The organism is Hugenholtzia roseola DSM 9546 (assembly GCF_000422585.1).
GTDB lineage: Bacteria > Bacteroidota > Bacteroidia > Cytophagales > Bernardetiaceae > Hugenholtzia > Hugenholtzia roseola.
Genome location: NZ_KE383889.1, coordinates 49,319 through 69,494, shown reverse-complemented (window position 1 = coordinate 69,494; position 20,176 = coordinate 49,319). Strand labels below are relative to the sequence as shown.

The 20,176-nt window shown below is 43.0% G+C and carries 18 protein-coding genes; 3 read left to right on the top strand and 15 right to left on the bottom strand.

Features of this window, described 5'->3' with window-relative positions; translation table 11 throughout:
• The 4 genes from G500_RS0120975 to G500_RS0120960 form a co-directional block, all read right to left on the bottom strand.
• On the bottom strand, positions 1 to 264 hold a 264-nt coding region (locus tag G500_RS0120975), incomplete at its 3' end, for a PD-(D/E)XK nuclease family transposase (protein ID WP_027003960.1).
• Positions 265 to 353: 89 nt separating this feature from the next.
• A complete protein-coding gene (locus tag G500_RS26410) occupies positions 354 to 1,949 on the bottom strand; it encodes a M23 family metallopeptidase (protein WP_245574521.1) in 1,596 nt (531 codons plus the stop codon).
• A 140-nt stretch (positions 1,950 to 2,089) separates the two neighbouring features.
• The gene (locus G500_RS0120965; protein WP_027003958.1) at positions 2,090 to 2,866 is read right to left on the bottom strand and encodes a DUF6048 family protein; all 777 of its coding nucleotides are present in this window, start codon (positions 2,864 to 2,866) and stop codon (positions 2,090 to 2,092) included.
• Between the two features lie 4 nt (positions 2,867 to 2,870).
• Positions 2,871 to 3,509: a hypothetical protein gene (locus G500_RS0120960; RefSeq protein ID WP_161626177.1), complete on the bottom strand. Its 639-nt coding sequence runs from the start codon at positions 3,507 to 3,509 to the stop codon at positions 2,871 to 2,873.
• Positions 3,510 to 3,761: 252 nt separating this feature from the next.
• Here G500_RS0120960 and G500_RS0120950 point away from each other — a divergent pair, with 252 nt between their 5' ends.
• Positions 3,762 to 5,045, top strand: a complete 1,284-nt coding sequence (locus G500_RS0120950) for a patatin-like phospholipase family protein (protein WP_086047997.1) — start codon at positions 3,762 to 3,764, stop codon at positions 5,043 to 5,045.
• A gap of 238 nt (positions 5,046 to 5,283) precedes the next feature.
• On the opposite strand, the gene gatC is transcribed toward G500_RS0120950, so the two are convergent.
• From gatC to G500_RS0120880, 11 genes are all read right to left on the bottom strand, one after another.
• Entirely contained in the window at positions 5,284 to 5,577 is a 294-nt protein-coding gene (gatC, locus tag G500_RS0120940) for an Asp-tRNA(Asn)/Glu-tRNA(Gln) amidotransferase subunit GatC (protein WP_027003955.1), read from the bottom strand.
• Between the two features lie 131 nt (positions 5,578 to 5,708).
• The gene (locus G500_RS0120935; protein ID WP_027003954.1) at positions 5,709 to 6,227 is read right to left on the bottom strand and encodes a lipocalin family protein; all 519 of its coding nucleotides are present in this window, start codon (positions 6,225 to 6,227) and stop codon (positions 5,709 to 5,711) included.
• A gap of 335 nt (positions 6,228 to 6,562) precedes the next feature.
• Entirely contained in the window at positions 6,563 to 7,678 is a 1,116-nt protein-coding gene (gene recA, locus G500_RS0120930; RefSeq protein WP_027003953.1) for a recombinase RecA, read from the bottom strand.
• 279 nt (positions 7,679 to 7,957) lie between these two features.
• Positions 7,958 to 9,256: a hemolysin family protein gene (locus tag G500_RS0120925; RefSeq protein ID WP_027003952.1), complete on the bottom strand. Its 1,299-nt coding sequence runs from the start codon at positions 9,254 to 9,256 to the stop codon at positions 7,958 to 7,960.
• Between the two features lie 39 nt (positions 9,257 to 9,295).
• On the bottom strand, positions 9,296 to 9,562 hold the full coding sequence (locus G500_RS0120920) for a hypothetical protein (protein WP_027003951.1): 267 nt from the start codon (positions 9,560 to 9,562) through the stop codon (positions 9,296 to 9,298).
• A 65-nt stretch (positions 9,563 to 9,627) separates the two neighbouring features.
• On the bottom strand, positions 9,628 to 10,431 hold the full coding sequence (gene lptC, locus G500_RS25390; protein WP_051203996.1) for an LPS export ABC transporter periplasmic protein LptC: 804 nt from the start codon (positions 10,429 to 10,431) through the stop codon (positions 9,628 to 9,630).
• Positions 10,432 to 11,001: 570 nt separating this feature from the next.
• Entirely contained in the window at positions 11,002 to 12,018 is a 1,017-nt protein-coding gene (locus tag G500_RS0120910; RefSeq protein WP_027003950.1) for a helix-turn-helix transcriptional regulator, read from the bottom strand.
• A gap of 84 nt (positions 12,019 to 12,102) precedes the next feature.
• Positions 12,103 to 12,600, bottom strand: coding sequence for a hypothetical protein (locus tag G500_RS0120905; protein ID WP_154657269.1), 498 nt, complete (start codon positions 12,598 to 12,600; stop codon positions 12,103 to 12,105).
• Between the two features lie 27 nt (positions 12,601 to 12,627).
• On the bottom strand, positions 12,628 to 13,488 hold the full coding sequence (locus G500_RS0120900; RefSeq protein ID WP_027003948.1) for an Ig-like domain-containing protein: 861 nt from the start codon (positions 13,486 to 13,488) through the stop codon (positions 12,628 to 12,630).
• Positions 13,489 to 13,887: 399 nt separating this feature from the next.
• A complete protein-coding gene (gene ribD / locus G500_RS0120885) occupies positions 13,888 to 15,084 on the bottom strand; it encodes a bifunctional diaminohydroxyphosphoribosylaminopyrimidine deaminase/5-amino-6-(5-phosphoribosylamino)uracil reductase RibD (RefSeq protein ID WP_027003947.1) in 1,197 nt (398 codons plus the stop codon).
• Between the two features lie 16 nt (positions 15,085 to 15,100).
• Entirely contained in the window at positions 15,101 to 17,191 is a 2,091-nt protein-coding gene (locus tag G500_RS0120880) for a tetratricopeptide repeat protein (protein WP_086047996.1), read from the bottom strand.
• A gap of 528 nt (positions 17,192 to 17,719) precedes the next feature.
• Between G500_RS0120880 and G500_RS0120870 the strand changes: the two genes are divergently transcribed.
• Positions 17,720 to 18,895: a Na/Pi symporter gene (locus G500_RS0120870; RefSeq protein ID WP_027003945.1), complete on the top strand. Its 1,176-nt coding sequence runs from the start codon at positions 17,720 to 17,722 to the stop codon at positions 18,893 to 18,895.
• Between the two features lie 28 nt (positions 18,896 to 18,923).
• The gene (locus tag G500_RS24525; RefSeq protein ID WP_211220186.1) at positions 18,924 to 20,126 is read left to right on the top strand and encodes a zinc dependent phospholipase C family protein; all 1,203 of its coding nucleotides are present in this window, start codon (positions 18,924 to 18,926) and stop codon (positions 20,124 to 20,126) included.
• The last annotated feature ends 50 nt before the right edge of the window (positions 20,127 to 20,176 follow it).

Below are 20,176 nucleotides of genomic sequence, written 5' to 3'. Positions count from 1 at the left end.
ATCTTTGAAGTATTTTACCTTTGCTTTTTGCATCTCTACGATAAACCTTTCACCCGAAAGTGCCTTACAATGAATATCGAAAATGGCTTTTCTTTCTACTGATAAATCCGCCAAATTTTCTACATTGCGAAAGTTTAACTCGGCAATTTGATGGTGAGCAGGTAGAAGTTGGTTTAAAAAATCAATCAAAAGGTCTTTATTTGCCTCTTCGCCAAAGAGCTTTTTAAAGCCAAAATCGGTGTAGGGATTGATGTATTTTGCCATTGTCGTTTCTTTTTGGTGCTATTGCGAAGATACGAAATTTTAAAGCATTTTTTTGGGAATTTGTTTTTAAAGTTGATGACAACAACTTTTTAGCGCACTCTCAATTTTTTGCCTACACGCAAAGGCGTTTTTAAGGTAATGCCGTTAAGTTTGCAGATTGCGTCCATGCTTGTGCCGTACATGCGGCTAATTTTCCAATACGAATCGCCGTAGCGGACGGTATGATAAATAACCTGACGGCTATCCTGTGCCTTACCCGTTTGGGTGTAGCTTTGGCGTATGTTTTGGGTACGGTGATGACGATTGCCTAAGTGTGCAAAATATTTGGGTACAATATGAAAAGTTTGTGCGGCAATGGTATGATTGGGAAAGTCGAAGACCAAACTTGGGTCGATGGTATGCCCTTCATATCGAACTTCAAAATGCAGGTGCGGTCCTGTGCTGCGCCCTGTACTACCGCCCAAGCCAAGTTGCTGTCCCGCCTTGACAAAAGTGCCTACTTCTACATCAGTTTGGCTTAAATGCGCATAAAGGGTTTCGAGTCCGTTGTAATGGCGCAAAACGACATGATTGCCATAGCCTGAATTGTAGCGTTCGATGCGCACAATCCCATCAAAGACGGCATAGACGGGGTCGCCTGTATCCAATTCGAGGTCTATGCCATGATGCCAACGCCGCCCACGCCAGCCAAATTTGGAATTTACCTGACTTGTATCGAGGGGCATTGCCCAAAGGTGCGCTAAGGCAGGGTCGTAGAGTTGGAGCGAAATGGTATCTTTGAAAGTAGTGGCATCACTTTTATAGGGATTGATGATTTCCGAACTCCAAATGGCGTAGTATTGATTGAGCGTAACCCAGACGCAGTCGATGGCTAATTCCTCCGATACCATGACGATATTTTCAAATTCAAAATTATCGTAGTTGGTAGTGTCTTCTCTCAAAAAAGATTTCGCCATGCGCACGTCGGAAAGTAGGCTATCAGGTAGCCAAACTGCCCCTACGCCGTCTAAATAAAAGAGCTGCACAATGGTTGTGTCTTTGGCTATTTTTTGGGTCTTTCCCTGTGCCAATTTCAAGTTTAGATTTGTCTGATTACCACCCTTTCCCTTGCCATCTATACGCAGGATAGTAGGATTTTGGTTTGTGTCTTCTTCCATTTCGCCTTCGGGGTCATCTTCACCGCCCTCGCCCTGCTGCGCTGCCGTCGCAATCATAGAAAGTGGATTTAATAGGGCATCTTCGCCTTCTGTTTCACTGTCGGGGTTTTGCTTTTGTGCTATGGCTTCGGTGTTAGGCTTAGTTTGATTGTCGGGCTGTTTTGTGTTTGGCGATTTTTCTTGTTGCTTTTGAGCATTTTTTTCTTTTAGACTTTCATCTGTTTGAGCAATTTCTTTGTCGGTTTGTTCTTGTAGGTCTTGTTTGGGCTTCTTGTCTCTTTCGGTTTTCTCTTTTTTGTCTGCAAAAAGAGAATCTTGTGTATCCAATCCGAAAGTATCCTTTTTGGCGATAGCACTTTTTGCCAAAGAGTCGTAAAAAGCCCTGCCTGCCGAATCCGTAGGGAGGATAAATTCTTTCGGAATATCTACATAAATAAAGTCGGTGGTCTTTTTTTGTTTATTTTCTTGGGTCTTGTCTTGTGCTTGTGCGTTTGAAAAAAGCAGGAGCAAGCCCCATAAGGCAAGCAAAGGAAGGCTTTTTTTTGAAAAAAATGAAAAAATAGAACAAAAACTTATCGTATTCAAATGGAGCATGCTATCAAAATTTAAAACGTCATTTTACGAAATAAGACAGAGGCAGCGCATAGGTTTGGCTGCAAACAAGCGGCTTACTTGCCAAATTGCCAGACCATTCTATATGCAAAAGCCAAATGCGTGCGCGAGAAATTGCGCCCAAAACCGGGAATATCGGTAGGCTTGATGAGGCGATAGGCAGGGTCGGTGAGGCGAAATTGCAACATAAAGGTAGGCTGCATGTAAATATTTTTCCAAAAGCCCTGCTGCCCCAAATTCACTTTAAAGCCACCTACAATTTCTGCCCAACTTAGGCTCAAATTATCTTCTGAAAGCGACACAGGATAGCGGTCGCGGTCGGGATTGTCTATGGCTTCAAAATCCCAATACTGCCCATCTACATTGTAATTCAAACGCTGTGAAAAATTAGAAATGCCATATCTGACCCCCAAAAAAAGAGCCTCGTCGTCGAAGGTTCTAACCATCAAATTGTAGTCTATGCCTGCTCGCAAAAAGATGCCCTGATTTTGGTATAAAAAAGAATTTGTACCCAATTTCTGGCTTCGCATATCAGAGTAGCCTGCATCAAAGGTAAGAAAATAGCGATTGCTAACATTTAACTCTGCATTGAGTTCGGGGCGAAATTGGTTGAAATCACGCGCGGCTAAAATCAGACTAAACACATTTGTACCCACACGCAGCCCCTTGAATTGGAACGGTATGGGGTCTTTGGGCTTTTTGGTCGTCTTTTTGGGTGCAGAAACGCTCACCGAATCGGCAGTGGTATTATTTTGTGCCTGCAAAGGGGCGCAAAATCCTAATCCCAAGAGAAGAAAAAGAAAAAAGGGCTTTTTTTGAAGCAAGAAGTTCATACTTTTAGTCAAATATCTGAATATCAGAAGTGGTATTGGTAACTTGTAGGCGCGTATTGAGGATTTTAACCGAATCGAAGGTATGGTACAATACTTCCAAATCGCTAATGGCTTCGTCGTAACCGCAATCAGGTGGCAAGATGACAACTTGCTTGCGATAGCGCAGCATCAGGGTATCGTCGGGAATGGTATCGACAAGGGCGGCAAAACGGTAAATCGTTGTATCATAGCGCGTAAAGAGGCGCAGGTCGAAGGTTTTACGTCCGCTTGTGCCAATCTCTACGGCTTTTTCCATAGGCGAAAGCGAGCCGGGGACAAGCCCGATAATCTCTGCCTGCAAGAGTGTATCGCGTGCCGTCTGGGTCAGGGGGGTAGCAAATTCGAGGCGTACCCTTTGTAAATTGTCAGAAATAAAGGTACAATCTTGACACGCCGTAAGGGAAAGCCCTGCTAATGTAAGCCCTGCCTTTGCCCAAGCCGTCTTATTTTTTAGGATAGGAAAAAAGGAAACCTTTTGTTTTTTTTGCGCAAAAAATGGTATCTTGAAAAGCATACGCCAATCGCCTTTCCCTTGCTGTTCCTGCTTTTGGGAAGGTGGAAGGGAAAACGTAGCTCGCAATTTTTGGAAAGAAAGAATCGACATAAGACGTGAAAAAGAAGTAGCTTACCACCTGAAAGGCAGAGGCAGAGTTTGCCTTTTGCCCAATAGAAACGCAAAGGTACTAAGTTTTCAGCGTTTGCTTTTGCTTTTCGTGGCTTTTTTAAAAGGCGCAGGTCTTAAAAATTGTCAAAGGACGATAAGCAGCGTTTGGCGCAATCGTTTTTCTTTCTATGATGCTAAAAAATAAAATAATAATCCTACTTTCATTTCTCACTTCTCTTTTCCAGCCTCCCTATGCAAGCGCGTGATTTTACCCAACACCCGATTATGAAAAATCTTATTAGCAGCCTAAAAAAAACAGGGGTGCATCGCAAAATTTTTTCTGATGTTTTAGATGAAGAAGGGCATCAATACGTGGATTTGGTGCAAGAAGGGGGCGGCGTTTTGGGTATTGCCCTTTTGGGTTATATCTATGTGTTGGAAAAGATGGGGATTCGCTTTCTGGGTTTGGCAGGCACTTCGGCAGGAGCTATCAACGCCCTACTTTTAGCAGCCATTCCCGAAGCAGGCGAAAAGGAAAAGCATCAATCGAAGGCGGAATTTGTCTTGGAGCGGATTGCCCAAAAGGATTTTTTTGACTTTGTAGATGGCGATGCGGCAGCGCGTGAGTTTGCCAAAGTATTGATAGAAAGCCACGACAATACCGTTCCTTTGGCAAGTTTGGTCTGGAAAAGTGTGCGCGTACTAAATCGCCTTTGGCAAGATTGGGGCTTAGTGGAGGGAGCGCATTTCTATCAATGGCTCAAAGAGGGCTTGGCGGCACATCAAATCTATACTGCCCAAGATTTAGAAAATCGCCTCGCCCAAGTACCCGAAGGCTTGCGTATCCGACAAGGGGTAGGCGAAAATACAGAAGGCTTGCGGCGCAGGTTAGCCATTATCGCTACTGACGTAACGACTGAAACGAAGGTTGTTTTCCCCGAAATGAAAGGGCTTTATTGGAAAGACGACCTATTTAGCCCTGCCGACTTTGTGCGGGCTTCTATGTCTATTCCTTTTTTCTTCCTGCCTTTTAAAATAGAAAACCTACCACAAGGACGCAGCGCACAGCTTCGCTGGAAAAAGTTGGTCAATTATAGGGGCGAAATCCCTGCCGCCGCTTATTTTGTAGATGGAGGCATGGTGTCGAATTTCCCCATAGACGTTTTTCATACCCAAAAGACCGTCCCTCGCATGCCTACATTCGGCGCAAAATTGGGCAGTGAGCGTTTGCAGCCCAATCTGATAACCAATCCTTTTATGTTTAGCCGCGCCATCTTAGATGCGGCTCGCCAAGTTTCGGACTATAATTTCCTGCTTCGTAATCGCGACTACAATCGCCTTATCACTTGGATAGACACAGGCAAACACAAGTGGATAGATTTTCGCCTTTCCAAAGAAGACAAATTAGACCTTTTCATAAGAGGTGCAAAAGCGGCAGCCTACTTCCTACGCACCTTCGACTGGCAAGAGTACAAGCGTATTCGCGCCGAAGGGGAAACGTATCTGCCGCCTGCGGTGCGCGATTATGGGGGCTAAAAAGCCGTTTGGGAGAACAACCTTGCTACAACGGTCAGAAGGTCAATAGATTTTTGTGCTTTGAACAATCCTTCTGAACCCCCACCCTGCCCTCCCCCCATAGGGGAGGGTTCGAAAACCAAATCATTTTTTGGCATTTATGCAGAAAAAATGATACCGAATAGAAGCCTCCGTGCATAATTCAGACAACGCGGTGCGTTGTCCCTACGGAAATGCAAATGCTCTCTAAAAAGGGCGTTTATTCTATCACCTTAGGCACGCGAAAATAATCTGAATCGCGTTTCGGTGCATTTTTCAAAGCCTGCTCACGGCTAATCGTATCCGTTACGGCATCTGCACGCAAGACATTGACCTCTTCGGAAATATGCGTCAGTGGCTCGATGCCTTCGGTATCGACTGCTTTGAGTTCTTCCACCCAATCGAGAATGGCGTTCAAATCCTCTATCATCTGCGCCTCCTCGGAATCAGAAAAGCGCAAACGGGAAAGGTGTGCTAATTGGTAGAGCAATTTTTTATCAACAACAACAGACATAAGCAAAAGAGATAGGTTTTGAAAAAAAACAACCTCGACTTTTTAAATCGTCAAGGTTGTCTATCAGAGTTGTCTATCAGACTGGCAAAGATAGTCTTGCAAAGATATTGAAAAATAATCAAAGTGCCTTCTTACTGCTTGGCAAAGGTAATATCTTGGCGCACTTCTATCGTAATCGGAATGGGCAGATTTGGAATATCTACCTGCACAGGCGTAGAATTTTGAATCTGTAACGCGCTTGAAGTAAGCTGGGCAACGTTGTAGGTCTGAATTTGCGCCAAAGTTTGGGCATCAAGGAAATCCTCGAATCCGCTATCATCTCCGAAAAGTCCTGAAAACTTAATTTTGGTCTTATTTTCTAAAAATTCCCAAGTGCCTGTTTGTGGCGGCGTGCCATCTTCGGGGATTGTGGTAAAAGTGCCGTCGGCTTTAAATTCTATGATGGTATTGTCGGGTACAATATCAGAGCTATCGCCGATAAAATCTTCGGTAATGTCTGTTCCTGCTGCAAATAATTTCACGTCGGCAGTGGTAATTTTCCACTTTCCTGTTAGGTTTTGTTCGGGCGTAGGTTCGGGGTCGTCTTTTTTACAAGCCACTACAAGAAGGGCGAAAATGAGAAGGCAAAAAATTTTCTGAATATGCTGCATAGATTTTTTTTGTTTGAAAGATAAAAAGGAATTTGAAAACCGAAAACAAGACGCAAAGATAGCCATTTGAGTTGCTTAGGGCTATTGAAAAAACAAGAAAAAACGAAGTAAGGCAAAAGAGGGCAGAATTAGACAAGAATTAGACAAGATTAAGACAAAGTTAGGCTAAAATGAAGCCCAAATTAGAAAAATATTAGACTCAAATTTAGATAAAATGCAATACAGACCTTAGAAACTAAGGTCTGTATCGTAGGATAGGATAAGGAGTAGCAAGGCTACTTCCAAATTAGCATAAAAGAGAAGAATCGCTAAAAAACATCGATACGGCAAAATGATTAGTCTTCGTCATCAAAATCAAGGTCGTCGTCTAAAAGGTCGTCCTCTTCTTCGAGTGCGTCGGGTGCTTGTGCTGCCGCCTTCGCGCCTTTTTTGCTTCGGCTTTCGAGTTCGTTAGACTTGACCTTTTCGCGGACTTTATTTTCCAATTCCTGCATCAATTCAGGATTATCCTCGATAAGAGCTTTGACGGCATCGCGTCCCTGTCCGAGTTTGCTATCGGCATAAGAATACCAAGAGCCTGATTTTTTGATGAGGTCGTATTCTACGGCAATATCCAAGACTTCACCCGCCTTTGAGATACCTTGTCCGTACATGATGTCAAATTCTACCTGCTGGAAAGGAGGCGCAACTTTGTTCTTTTTCACCTGCACTCTTGTACGATTGCCCAAGATTTTATCGCCTTCTTTAATTGCACCTACGCGGCGAATATCGAGGCGCACCGAGGCGTAGAATTTAAGCGCGTTTCCGCCTGTGGTAGTTTCAGGGTTTCCAAACATGACCCCGATTTTTTCGCGCAACTGATTGATAAAAATGCAGCAGCAGTTGGTCTTGCTAATAACCCCTGTCAGTTTTCGTAAGGCTTGCGACATCAAACGCGCCTGCAAACCCATCTTCGAGTCGCCCATTTCGCCTTCTAATTCTGCCTTTGGCACGAGTGCTGCCACCGAGTCGATGACGACGATGTCGAGAGCCGTCGAGCGAATGAGCTGTTCGGCAATTTCTAAGGCTTGTTCGCCACTATCAGGCTGTGAAATGAGGAGGTTGTCCAAATCTACCCCTAAATTTTGGGCATAGATGCGGTCGAAGGCGTGTTCGGCATCAATAAAAGCCGCCAAGCCGCCTGCTTTTTGCGCCTCCGCAATAGCATGCAGGGTGAGAGTTGTCTTACCTGACGATTCAGGACCATAGATTTCGATAACTCTGCCACGTGGCAAACCGCCCACGCCGAGTGCCATATCGAGTCCGAGCGAGCCTGTCGAGATAACGGGTACTTCTACCACGCTTTCATCGTTCATTTTCATAACCGTACCCTTGCCATAAGTCTTGTCGAGCTTCGCCAAAGTGGTTTTGAGGGCTTCTAATTTTTTACTTTTATCATTATCTTTGCTCATATCCGTAAGAATTTGCGATTTTAGAGAAGTGAAATCAAAATGATTGGCACAATTTAGAAAGAAAAAAGAAAAATTGAAACTTTCACGACCTCAAATTTCTATAAATCTCTCCTTTGCTTGCGCTTTCCTATGCTACAAAGTTAGAAAGGCAGACCGTAATCTATGTACGGTGCTATTTTTTTTAGACTTTTTTTTTCAAAAAGCCGTCTTTTCGGCTAAAATACCCTTTTTGCGCCTTACTTTTTCGCTATCTGTGCCTGCATCAGCCTGCATTAACCCTTATTCCTCCGCTTTGTCGCGCTTTTGCTTCCAAGTGAGGCGGACGTTATCGATTCTGGCTCCACGCATAGACTTGATTTCGATGGTAAAACGCTCGTTTTCTATGACCTCGCCCTCGTTGGGAACGTTCCCATGTAGGCTTAAAATGTAGCCGCCCAAGGTATCGTAGTCGCCTTCGGGGAAATTCCACTGGTGGCTTTTGTTTAGCTCCTCTATCAGATGACGCGCCGTCAGTTCGTAAGTATTTTCGTCAAGTTGTTGGAATAAAAACTGCTCCTCGTCGTGTTCGTCTTCAATCTCTCCTAAAATTTCTTCTACCACATCTTCCACCGTAACGATACCCGCCGTACCGCCATATTCGTCTGTAATCAGGGCAATGCTTTTTCTTTGGTTTATGAATTGTACCATAAGCTGATTGATTTTTGCCGTTTCGGGTAGCATGATGATAGTTTCGATAATCTGCTCTATTTTTTTGGGCTTATCGTACATGCGCAGGACATGGCAGTATCCCACCACGTTGTCGATGTCCTTTTCATAGACAATAATTTTAGAATGTCCGCTTTTGATAAAAAGTTCGCGCAATTTTTCTATCGGTTCGCTTTTTTCTATCCCTACAATATCAATACGCGGAATAAGACAATCGCGCACTTTTAGCTCTTTAAATTCTATTGCGTTTTTAATCAAAGTCTTATCTACTTCTTGCTGCTGTTCGTCTATGCTCTCGACATAAAAATTGAGGTCTGCCAAACCAAGTTTGGTCTTGTCGTTTTTTGTGGTCTTGATGCCAAAAAAAATCTTGACAAAAAACGCCGTAGAACGTATGATAAGCCACACAAAGGGGTAGAAAACGAAATAAACGAGGCGCATCAGAAAAGCCAACGTCAGGAGCGTGCGCATGGGATTGACTAAGGCTAAGGTCTTGGGTAGAAATTCTGCCACTGCCAAGACCACGACCGTAGAAACGCTGGTTTGGGCGAGCATCGTCAGAATGTCGAGGAAAGTAGGCGAAAGGTTCATATCGCCAAGCCAAGTGGCAATAAGCCAAGCAATCGGCTCATCTAAAAGGCGTGCCAAAAAAATGCCGTACAAGACCAAAGAAATGGTATTGCCCGTTAGGGTTGTGCAAATAAAATAATCTTCGTTTTCGTAAAAAAGACGAAGAAAACGTGCCGTCTGCGAATTTTCACCCTGCCGAAGCGCAACTTGCAGGCGGTCTGCCGAAATGAAAGCCATCTCTGCCGCCGAAAAGCAGGCGGAAAAAAATAGAGAAAGTACAATAAAAAGCAGGTTTTCGTTCATAGAAAGGAAATGATAAGGGCAGTAGGGTGATAGAAAGGCTTATTTTTTGTTTTTTTTCGGGGCGCGAGTCGCCTTTTTGGGTTGAGAAAGTGGGGCTTCTTGTTCCTTTTTTTGGCGTTGGGCGCGTCTGAATCGCAACAAAAGCAAAATCAATAGCACCACCATATAAAGCCAATAACTATACATAAAACCATAGACCAAAGTCTGGTGAATGGCAATGATAAAGAAGCCAATCAAGACCGCCAAGAGAACATTATCGAGTGAGCCTTGAAAAAAGACTTTAAAGAAGTTGGTGTTTTTTTGCATTTTAGAAACGATTTAAAACTTTTTCAAGATTTTATGTTTTCAATTTTTTAAGCACTTGAAAAGCCTTATTTATTTTGCTCCATTTTCAATTTGGGCGAATCTTTTTCGGTCTGTTTGATGTCGCGAGAAGGTTGCTGCTGCTCTGTCTGCTCTTTGAGAGCTTTTTCAGCACTGCTTTCTGCCTTCAAGACGCTATCGGTAGCGGAAAGTCCTTCGGTGCGTTCTTGATATGTAAAACTGCCTGTGGTTTTCAAAATCTTATACTTGCTAAACTTATCATTTGAGCGCATGCCTATCCCGTAGAGATTTTCGTAGGGCGTAGTGATGACAATGCGTGTATCGGTAAAAAATTCGCGCTTGTTTTCGTCCCAATGCAATTCGTCGGCATTGACTTTTTGCTTTTGCTCGTAATTGATGACCTCTACATTGCCAAAGGCATGATAGAGTTTGCGCATCTTTTCATAACGCGCCGAATCGGAAATAAGCGTAGTCGTAACCAGCCCCTTTTCGTCATACATGCTCACCCGAATCCCCTTTGGATAGAGAATGTCGTCGTTTTGCAAGACGCTTTCCGAAGCCGCCTCAATCTTGATTTTAAGATTCGCCTGCTCGCTATAAAGGGTATTGATGTTTTCGAAAACCACTTTCGCCCCGTCGTACTTCTGACGCTCCTGTGGCGGCTCTTCCTCTTGGCAGGCAGCCATTAGCAACAAAAATACAATCGCAAAAGGCGTTATTTTTTTAGAAAAAAAGCGCGTCATCATTTGTATATTAAACAAAACAAAAAGAAAACTATTGCCGCTGGTCAAAACAACGGGCTGCGGTCGGGGCAATAATGTTAAGTTCTGCGAAAATTCTTGCTTTGTCAAATTAGAAACGAAATAAAATTTGGGCAGAACCCTATTTTTGGTTTTGAAAATCTTTTTTTATTTCTATCTCACTTCGGACAAGGCAATGCCTTGTCCCTACATTTGTACCTAATTTTTAGAACTTAACACTACTGACTGTCGGGATAGCCCTATCCCAGACGCGACAAAGATACAAAAAAAACGACACAAGGCTTGCGCCTATTATCGGCTCAAACCTGAAAGGGCTTGTCATATTAAGTTCTGTGCAAAGTCTTGGTGTTATCAAATTTGAGGCGAAATAAAATTTGGTTTTGAAACCCTCCCTTTGGGGCAGTAATGTTAAGTTCTGTAAAAAGCCTTGTTTTTTCAAATTTGACACGAAATAAAATTTGGACTGAACCCTATTTTTGGGTCTGAAAATCCTTTTTTATTTCAATCTCACTGCGGACAAGGCAATGCCTTGTCCCTACATTCGACCTAATTTTTAGAATTTAACATCACTGCCCTTTGGGGGAGGGCAGGGTGGGGTTCATTCCTTTTTTATTTCAATCTCACTGCGGAGAAGGCAATGCCTTGTTCCTACCTTTGTACCTAATTTTTGGTAGCATACTGCGCCACGCCTTTTTCAAATTCGCGCCTAATTTCAGCCGCCAAACTTGCAGGAGCTTCCACACAGACCCCTGCGCCATAACCCAAAATGAGCATCTTCAATTCGTGATTGATGATAAGACGCAAACGCAAAAGGCAGCCCTTCTGCTCGTCGTCTTCTATAATTTCTTGGGTATGATGCAGCGGCTGCGCCTTGACATAGTTCGCCAAAAAAGGCTCGAAGCGCAAACGTATTTCGGCAGGTTTTTCGCTCAATGCCGTTACGCCAATGCAATAGAAATAAAAACTTTCTGCATCAAAATTGACTTTTTCTTGGGGTAGAAAGTCTTTTTCTTGGGGCAGCACTTGTGTAATTCTATCTATGCCAAAGGTACGCACCTCGCCACTTGCCTCGTGATAGCCTATCAGATACCACATATTGCGAAACTCTTTGAGCAAATAAGGGTGTACCAAATAATCTTTTGTGCTTTCGCTGCCATACTTTTGATAACTCACCTCGATTACCTTTTGCTCGGCAATATAGCGCAACAAATCGCCTAACTTATCGCTGCCCTTCAAATAAGGAGCTTGCTCTATCTGAATAGCTTGCTGCAAATGCCGCTTTTCGGTATGCAATTTTTTGGTCAGTTCTAAGCCATCTAATACCTTATCTACCGCCACAGAAAAGAGGCTAAAAATGGGCATATTGCGAAATTCGCCCAATAAGGTTTCGACAAAACTAAGCGCGAGCATTTCATCTTCGGAAAGATTTACCGAAAGAAATTTATATTCAGGGTCTTGATAGGCGTAGCCTTTTTGCCTTTTGTCGTAATAAATAGGCGCGTCAAAATCCAGACGCATGGCAGCCATGTCTTTTTCGATGGTAGAGATAGAATTGACCCCAAATTTCTCATTGCAGGCTTCTAAAATCTCCTCTTTGGTGGGAAAAGGACGGCTTCTGCTACGCAACATTTCATCAATGAGCAAATAACGAAAAAAGGCAAGTTTGGTAGGCGGCATAAAGGAGCAAGAAAGAAGAAAGGGAAAAGATAGGAAAGAGTAGGTTTGTATCAGTTCATTTTTTAGAACTTTTTAAAAACTTTTTTAAAACTCTTTCTCAAAAATCAAACGCTCTTCCTCTTGCAGGCGAACCGTATCCATCGTCGTCGTATCGATGCGAATCCGCTCCTGATTGCGCCACAATTCCAAGACGCTCACCGAAAGTTTTTCTATGCGATAGGGCAAAGAATCGCCTCTGGCAGGCAAAAGCAAAAGTGCCGAATCCATCTCTACGCCCTGCAATTCCCAAAGTCCGATACTAACCGAATCGGGCAGCCTGCCCTGCGAGGTTTCGGTGCGGTATTCGCCATTTTCGGAAAGTTTCCAAATCCTGCGGTCGTCGGCTTTTAGGATTTCATTTTTTTCTTCCAAAATAGCCCCATTTTCCGAGAGCTTCGTCTGCAAGCGCGTCAGTTTCCAAACGCCCAAGACTTTGTATTGCGCCGCAAGTTCGTTATTCACTTCGCCCTGACAGGCGGCAAGCCCAAATGCCAAGAGCAGAACGCCTGCCCAAGTAAAACGCCAAAAAGATACCTGTTTCATATTGTTTTGTGTCATATTTTTTTACTACTAATTTGCCCCTGCGGGACGCTCGAATCGCACCGTAACCTTATTCGATTCCTCCCCTGTGGGTAGGCGAAACCAAGCCGTCAGGTCTATGTGGGTGCTAATGCCAAAACGCGCGGCAAAGGTATAGCTCACCGTTTTCATATCGGGGCTAAAAGATAGCTCAAAGCCACGCTTGACCACTTCATCTACCTGATTTGAAGTAGCCGAAAATCGCGCCTGCAAGACCAACTCTATCGTCGTCGGGTCAATGACCTTATTGGGGTCATTGACGGGCATGGTTACGCGGAAAAGCGTCCCAAGCCTGTCGCCGTCGTTAAAATCAAAGTTATTGATGCCTTCGGGAAAATCTATTTCCCCAAAAGTGGTCAGTTCGGGGGCTTCGCGTACAAAAAAACGAATTTTGAACTGAAATACCAAATTTTGGTCGTCATTGCTAAAAAAGGCAACATTAGTCGCGTTCCAGCCGCCTTTTTGTGCCGTAAATTGTATCGTAAAAGTGGTGCGCTCGCCTTTTTTGAGGGTCTGTTTGTCAAAACCTTTCACCACTTGATAAGAGCCATTATCAACGCCTACCGCTCCCAAGCGCAATTCGTTTCCACCCTTATTAGTCAGGGTAAAAGTCAGATTTTGCGTCCTGCCAATTCTAATATCGCCGACTGTATAAAGTGAATCCACTTCAATCTTAGCAGCAAAATTACTTTTGAGTTCGAGCGTAGGCGAAGGTTCTGTTTCGGAAAAAGGCGTTTTTTCGCAACTACTACCCACAAAAAGCAAACCCAATAGCATCAAATACAAAGACAAGCCTCTGTTTTTCAAGAAGTTATCTTTTCCATTTTTTCTATCTTTCAAAATAAAAAACATACAAAGAAACGGGAATAAGTTTTTAGGAAAAGCCCCCTATCACAGTTTTTTCTATCAGGAGCTACGAATAAAAACGCCCAAAGTGTTGCAAAATTGCACTTTTTTGCCCAAAAGGTATAGATTTAAAAAGGACACCACCCATAGAAAAAGGCAATCCGCTTCACTGCCTTGATATAGTTTTTAGAACCAGACCTTGCCTCCATGATGTTAAGTTCTGCGAAAAACCTTGTTTTGTCAAGTGATAGACAAAATAAAATTTGGACAGAAACCCATTTTTGGGTCTAAAAACCTTTTTTATTTCAATCTCACTGCGGACAAGGCAACGCCTTGTCCCTACATTTGCGTCTGATTTTTAGAATTTAACATCACCATACTTTGCCCTCCGACTGCCTTCTTTGTTTAGCTTTGCTTTCGCACAAAAAAATATAATTTATCAGTGGAAAAATCATAGCTTTCTTTCAAATCAAAGCCATCGAGAGCCGCCCATGCAGGTGCGGAAATACCACTTCCCAAACGCAATTCCTTAGCCTCGAAAAGGCGAATTTCATCTGCCAATTCGGTTTCTATCAGCGAAGTTAGGATTTTCGCCCCTCCTTCTACTAAAAGAGATTGAATGTTGCGCTGCCCTAAATCGGTTAAAATTGCCTGCCAAGCCTTTTTTTCTGTTTTATTTTTGTCGTTTGTTTCAATATTGTCATGTTGGGCTTCCTTCTGGTCAGGGTACAAAAGCGAAAGCGCGACTGTTTTGATGGGAAAAGGCTTATTTTTTTCTATGAAATCAAATTTGTTTTTTATATTTTCTGAATAAGCATATTGTAAATCGTGATACACTATCGTAGGCACACTTCCATCAAAAACTTTTAATTCGGCAGGTAGCTCACATTTTCTATCGACAACAATTCGAAGCGGATTTTTGCCCCTTGCATAGCGCACATCGAGGGTAGGATTGTCGTAAAGGGCTGTATTTTTACCTATCAAAATGGCATCTTCTTCGGCACGCCACTGATGTACCATATAGCGCGAAAAAGCACTGCTAATTTGCAGGCGTTCTGCCTTTTTTTGTGCCAAAGGTGCTAAAAAGCCATCTTTGCTTTGCGCCCATTTCAAGACAAGATAAGGCGTTTTTTGTGTTATCATCTTGAAAAAACGGCGATTTTGCCACCTTGCCGCCTGCGCTTCTATTCCAATTTCTACCTCAATTCCTGCCGCCCTTATCCGCTCGATGCCCTTACCGCCTACCAAAGGATTGTCGTCTAAGGTAGCGACTACCACCTTTTGCACCTGCTTTTTCACTACCAAATCAGCACAAGGAGGCGTTTTTCCAAAATGAGCGCAAGGTTCTAAGGTTACATAAAGGGTAGAGGCTCTGAAAATTTCGGCGATTTGGACTTGACTTTTCCCCTCTTTTTCTAAATGCTGCTGCGCGGCTTCGAAGGCGGCAACTTCGGCATGTGCCTGCCCATATTGGGCGTGGTAGCCCGCCCCGATTACCTGGTCTTGATGCACCAAAACCGCCCCTACTAAGGGATTCGGACTTACACTACCTTTGCCTAATCGCGCCAATTCGAGTGCATATTGCATGTAAGAATTTTGCATAAAAACAAAGTGAGCATTAAACAAATTGAAGACCCAAAACCATTACATCATCTATCTGATTTTCTCTGCCCTTCCAATCGTGAAAGGCTTTTTTGAGGCGTTCTTTCTGTTGGGAAAGGGGCAGGTCTGCATTTTGAGATAATAATTGATATAAATTTTGGCTTAAAAACTTTCTATTTTCGCGCCCCCCAAATTGGTCGGCAAAACCGTCAGAATGTAGATAGACCATATCGCCCTGCTCCAACTGCAAACTTTGCAGCGTAAAATTGCGCCTTTCAGGATAGTGGCTACCCCCGATAGGCATTTTATCGCCTTTCAACTTTTGCAATCCGCCCTTTCCTACCCAAATCAAGGGACTTTTTGCACCTGCAAAATGCAGCGCGTTAGTTTTTGGAAAGAAGGTGCAGACGGCAGCGTCCATGCCATCTTGATTTTGGGTTTGATTTTGTTTCAAAACTTCAAAGACGCGGCTATGGAGCTTTTCTAAAATCAGATGCGGCTCGAAAATCTGTTGTTGTTTTACGATTTCGTCTAATAAATTCGAGCCTATCATAGACATAAAAGCACCCGGCACGCCATGACCTGTGCAATCTGCCGCCACAACGACCGCCCATTCAGGCGTGCTATGCCACCAGTAGAAGTCGCCAGAAACAATATCTTTGGGCTGATAAAGTACAAATCCATCTTTGAAATTTTCTATGATGCTTTTTTCTGTGGGCAAAAGAGCCTGCTGAATCCGCAAGGCATATTTGATACTGCCCGTGATGTCTTCGTTCTTTTTATTGATTTCCTCGTTTGCTTCCAAGAGCATTTCCGACTGAATTCGGATTTCTTCGTTCTGCAAATTGATTTCCTCATTTTTTTCTATCAAGATATGATTCGCCTTTCTTTTTAGTTGATTGTTTCTATACAAAATCACAACCACTACGCCTAACAAAAGCAACCCTACGGAGGCAAAAAGAATCAAATTTTTCTGGGCTGCTTCCTTTTTTTCTTTCAATTCGAGGTCTTTTTTCAGAATTTCATTTTGTTTTTTCTGCGATTCTATTTGAAAGTTGGTTTCTAATTTGGAAATAGATTTAAGCGACTCTTCATTAAATAAGCTATCTTTGTAAAGAATGTACGCCTCTTGATAAGCAAAAGCCTGCTCATAATTTTTTAGCTCCTTTTCTATTTGCATCAAAACGGCAAGCGCAAAGCCAATTCCCTGCTTGCTTTGCAGCTTTTTTGCCAAAGCCAAGCCTTTTTCCGCTTGCTGCTGTGCCAAATTCCACTTTTTCATCTGGGCATAACACTCCCCCAAATTGGTATAACCAAAGACCAAAAAACCAAAATCTTCATATTTTTCTGCCAAACTGATTGCTTTTTCAAAATAAGGTAGAGCTTTTTCGGGTTGCTGTTGGGTTGTATAAAGAGAAGCCAAATCGTTGTAGGAATAAGTTAGATTTGGATTGTTGGGGATTTTTTCTCTAATTTTGATAGATTCCATCTGAAATTCAACCGCCTTTTCATAGTCTTTCAAAAGCCCCAAGATATTGCCCATGTTGTTGTAGGCATAGGAAAGTGAATTATCATCTTTCAATTCTTTTTCAATTTCTAAGGCTTTTTGGTAATAATCTAAGGCTATTTTGTAATTAGTCTGCACTTCATGCAACTTTCCTATTTGCTGCAAACAGATGGATTTTTGTTTTTTAAAGTTGTTTTTATCTAAAATTTCATAACTTTTCATATACCAAGTCAGAGCGTTGGCGTAATTGCCTAAACCATACTCATTTGCGCCCAATTCGCGCAAAGCTAAACCTTCGAAGAGCGGCATCTTTTTCTCGATAGCCATTTGGTAGGTCTTATTAAAGTAGGCGTTTGAAAGGACAATACTATCCTTGTGCTGATACACTTTTCCGATAACGTAAAGATTTTTCAGTTTCAAACTATCCACCGAAACGGTATCTTCCACTCTCAAAAGGCTATCCAAATTAGGAAGTTGGGCTTTTGAAGTGGGCAGAAAGGATAGCGGCAGTAGTAAAAAAAGCCAACCTAAGACAAACATCTGTCTGTTTGGTATCCTATCGCCAATAAATATGTTTTGTTTTTCCAGCATCTTTTTCATAAAAAAGTAAAAATAGCATACACAACCCGATACCCCAGTAATGTTAAGTTCTGTAAAAAAACTTGTTTTTTCAAATTTGACACGAAATAAAATTTGGACTTAAACCCTAAGGGTCTTCAAGACCCTTAGGGTTTGGGGCATAGGAAAAGGCAATGCCTTGTCCCTACATTTGCATTTGGTTTTTAGAATTTAACATTACTGCCCGATACCCTGATAAATTTTTGGTGCAACTTTGATAAAATCTTGCCAAAACGCTGACCACACTTTGCCAATAAGTAGCAAAAGAAGGTTCTTTCTTTCACTTCTCACCTATTGAAAGACTTTTTTTAACCGAAAAAAAGCAGGGCTTAACCGAAAAGACTTTTTAGCCCTTTACTTGGGTTTCGAAAATTCACAATTTCTTGACTTAGAAAGCCCTTTGGCAGCCCCTCGAAATCCGTACCTTTGTGGTTCTGAAAAAGAAACCGCCTTTTTCTTGCCGTTTTTATCCTTTTTCTACCTCCTTCACCCTCAAATTTAGATTTTAGATTGACTCAAAATCGCCCACCGTCGCCTTCCGTTGCCTCCCCTCGCCAAACGCTTCAACACATCTTGGGACAAGTGGCTGCCATTATTGGTATCTTCTTCCTCTTTTTATTGAGCATAGAAACGATGGTTGGAACGCTGCGTCTTTTTAGTCATCAGGCGGCGCGTGAGGTTTTTGCTTTGACAAATAATCCATTTGTTAGTATTTTTATTGGGCTATTGGTTACTTCTATTGTGCAAAGTAGCTCTACGACTACCTCCCTGACTGTGGCATTGGTAGCTTCGGATACGCTTCAAATTTCGCAAGCTGTTCCTATTATTTTGGGTGCAAATGTGGGAACAACCCTGACCAGCACCCTGATTTCTTTGGGGCATATTTCGAGCAAAAAAGAATTTAGACGCGCCATTGCTGCGGGTTCGCTGCACGATTTATTTAATATTTGCGCTCTTATTATCATTTTTCCGATAGAATATTACACGCATTTTCTTAGCAAAGGTGCGGAAATTTTGGTGCGCCACCTTCCTTTTACAGCAGGCGACAATCCCAACTTAGAAGGCAATTATTTGGTGCGCCACCTTTCTAATTGGATAGTAGAAAATAGCAAGGACTATCCCTTCTTCCTGCTATTGGGTGCGATTTTGTTTTTGTTTTTCTCCTTGCGCTCTTTTTCCAAAATTTTGGAATACTCGATGCTCAAACAGGGTATCGGAACAAAAAAAATGGAAAGCGAAACCCAACAAGGAGAATCAAACCCTGCCCTTTTGGAAGTTTTGTTTGGCAATAAGTGGAAATCTTTTTTTTCGGGTCTTTTGCTCACGAGTGCCATTCAGTCGAGTTCGGTAACGACTTCGCTCATTGTGCCTTTGGTAGCGAAAGGGCGCGTCAATTTGGGGGTTGCCTTTCCTTTTATTATCGGTGCAAATATCGGCACAACCATAACAGGCTTATTAGCAGCCCTTTTCAAATCGGAAACGGCGTTGGTTATCGCCTTTGTGCATATCCTTTTCAATATTTTTGGCGGACTTCTTTTTCTTTTTGTACCCTTTTTAAAGATGCTACCGCTGTACTTATCCGAAAAGTTAGGCGAATTGGCGCAGGAAAATCGCCTTTTTGGGTTTGTGTATATTTTGGTCATCTTTTTCGTTTTGCCGTTTTTCTTGATATATTGGACTTCCTAAAAGGATTAGGCTTCAAAACTTCACGCCCATGAAAAAAAAGACGCATCACGACACAAAAAACGACAAGCACCCTCATTTTAACAGTGCTAAAAGAAAAGTGAAAAAAAATTTGGGTAGCCACTTGGGACTGCTGCCTATCTTTTTGGTACTTTTTCAATGCTTTTTCCTATCCGAAGCGAAGGCATGGGGCTTTTTCACACACAAGCGCATCAATCGTGTGGCGGTCTTTTTGTTGCCGCCCGAAATGTTGGGTTTTTACAAAGCGCATATCCAATTTCTGACCGAAAACGCCGTCAATCCCGACCGCCGCCGCTACGCCGTAGAAGGGGAAGCACCGCGCCACTACATCGATTTGGACGTGTATGGCGAGCGTGCCTATGAAACTGTGCCGCATAAATGGAAAGATGCCGTAGAAAAATACAGCGAAGATACACTTTTGGCGTATGGAATTGTGCCTTGGCATATCGAAAAGATGGTCTATCGCCTTACCGAAGCCATGCGCAATAAAGATAGCGATAGGATTTTGCTGCTTTCGGCAGATTTGGGGCATTATATCGGCGATGGCAACGTGCCACTGCATACCACAGTCAATTACAACGGACACATGACGGGGCAGTCGGGTATTCATGGCTTTTGGGAATCGCGCCTACCCGAACTTTTTTTCGAGGAATATGATTTGTTTTTCGATTTGGGGGCAGAATACGAATCCGACCCCTTAGAACGCGCTTGGACAGCCGTAACAAAAGCGCATATTGCCTTAGATTCCGTCTTCCGCTTCGAGCGCGAACTAACGCAAGAAATGGGCGAAGACCAAAAATGGAGCTTCGAAACGCGCGGCAATATCACCACAAAAGTCTATTCTGTGCCTTTTTCACGCGCCTATCACGATAGGCTCGATGGGCAGGTAGAACGCCAACTTCGCGCTTCTATCAAAATGACGGCAGACCTTTGGTACACCTGCTGGATAAATGCAGGAAAACCCGACCTCAAATCGCTCATTCCCAAAGGTTTTAGCCCCGAAATGGAAAAGGAAATAGAGGAGGAAATGAAACTTTGGCGCGAAAAGAAAATCAAGAGTCGCGAACACGAAGGCAGCAGCCAAACTGTGCCTTATTTTTTCAAATCCCCCACGCCTTTTCCCCTACCCTACGCACCTACGCTTCCGCTTTTGCCAAACCGAAGCTGGCAGGTCGTAATTTTTTCCGACAAAACGCAACTCATGCAGGCGTAAGTGCATCTGTTTTTTTGTAAAAAGTATGATTTCCAAACGGCTCTTGTTTT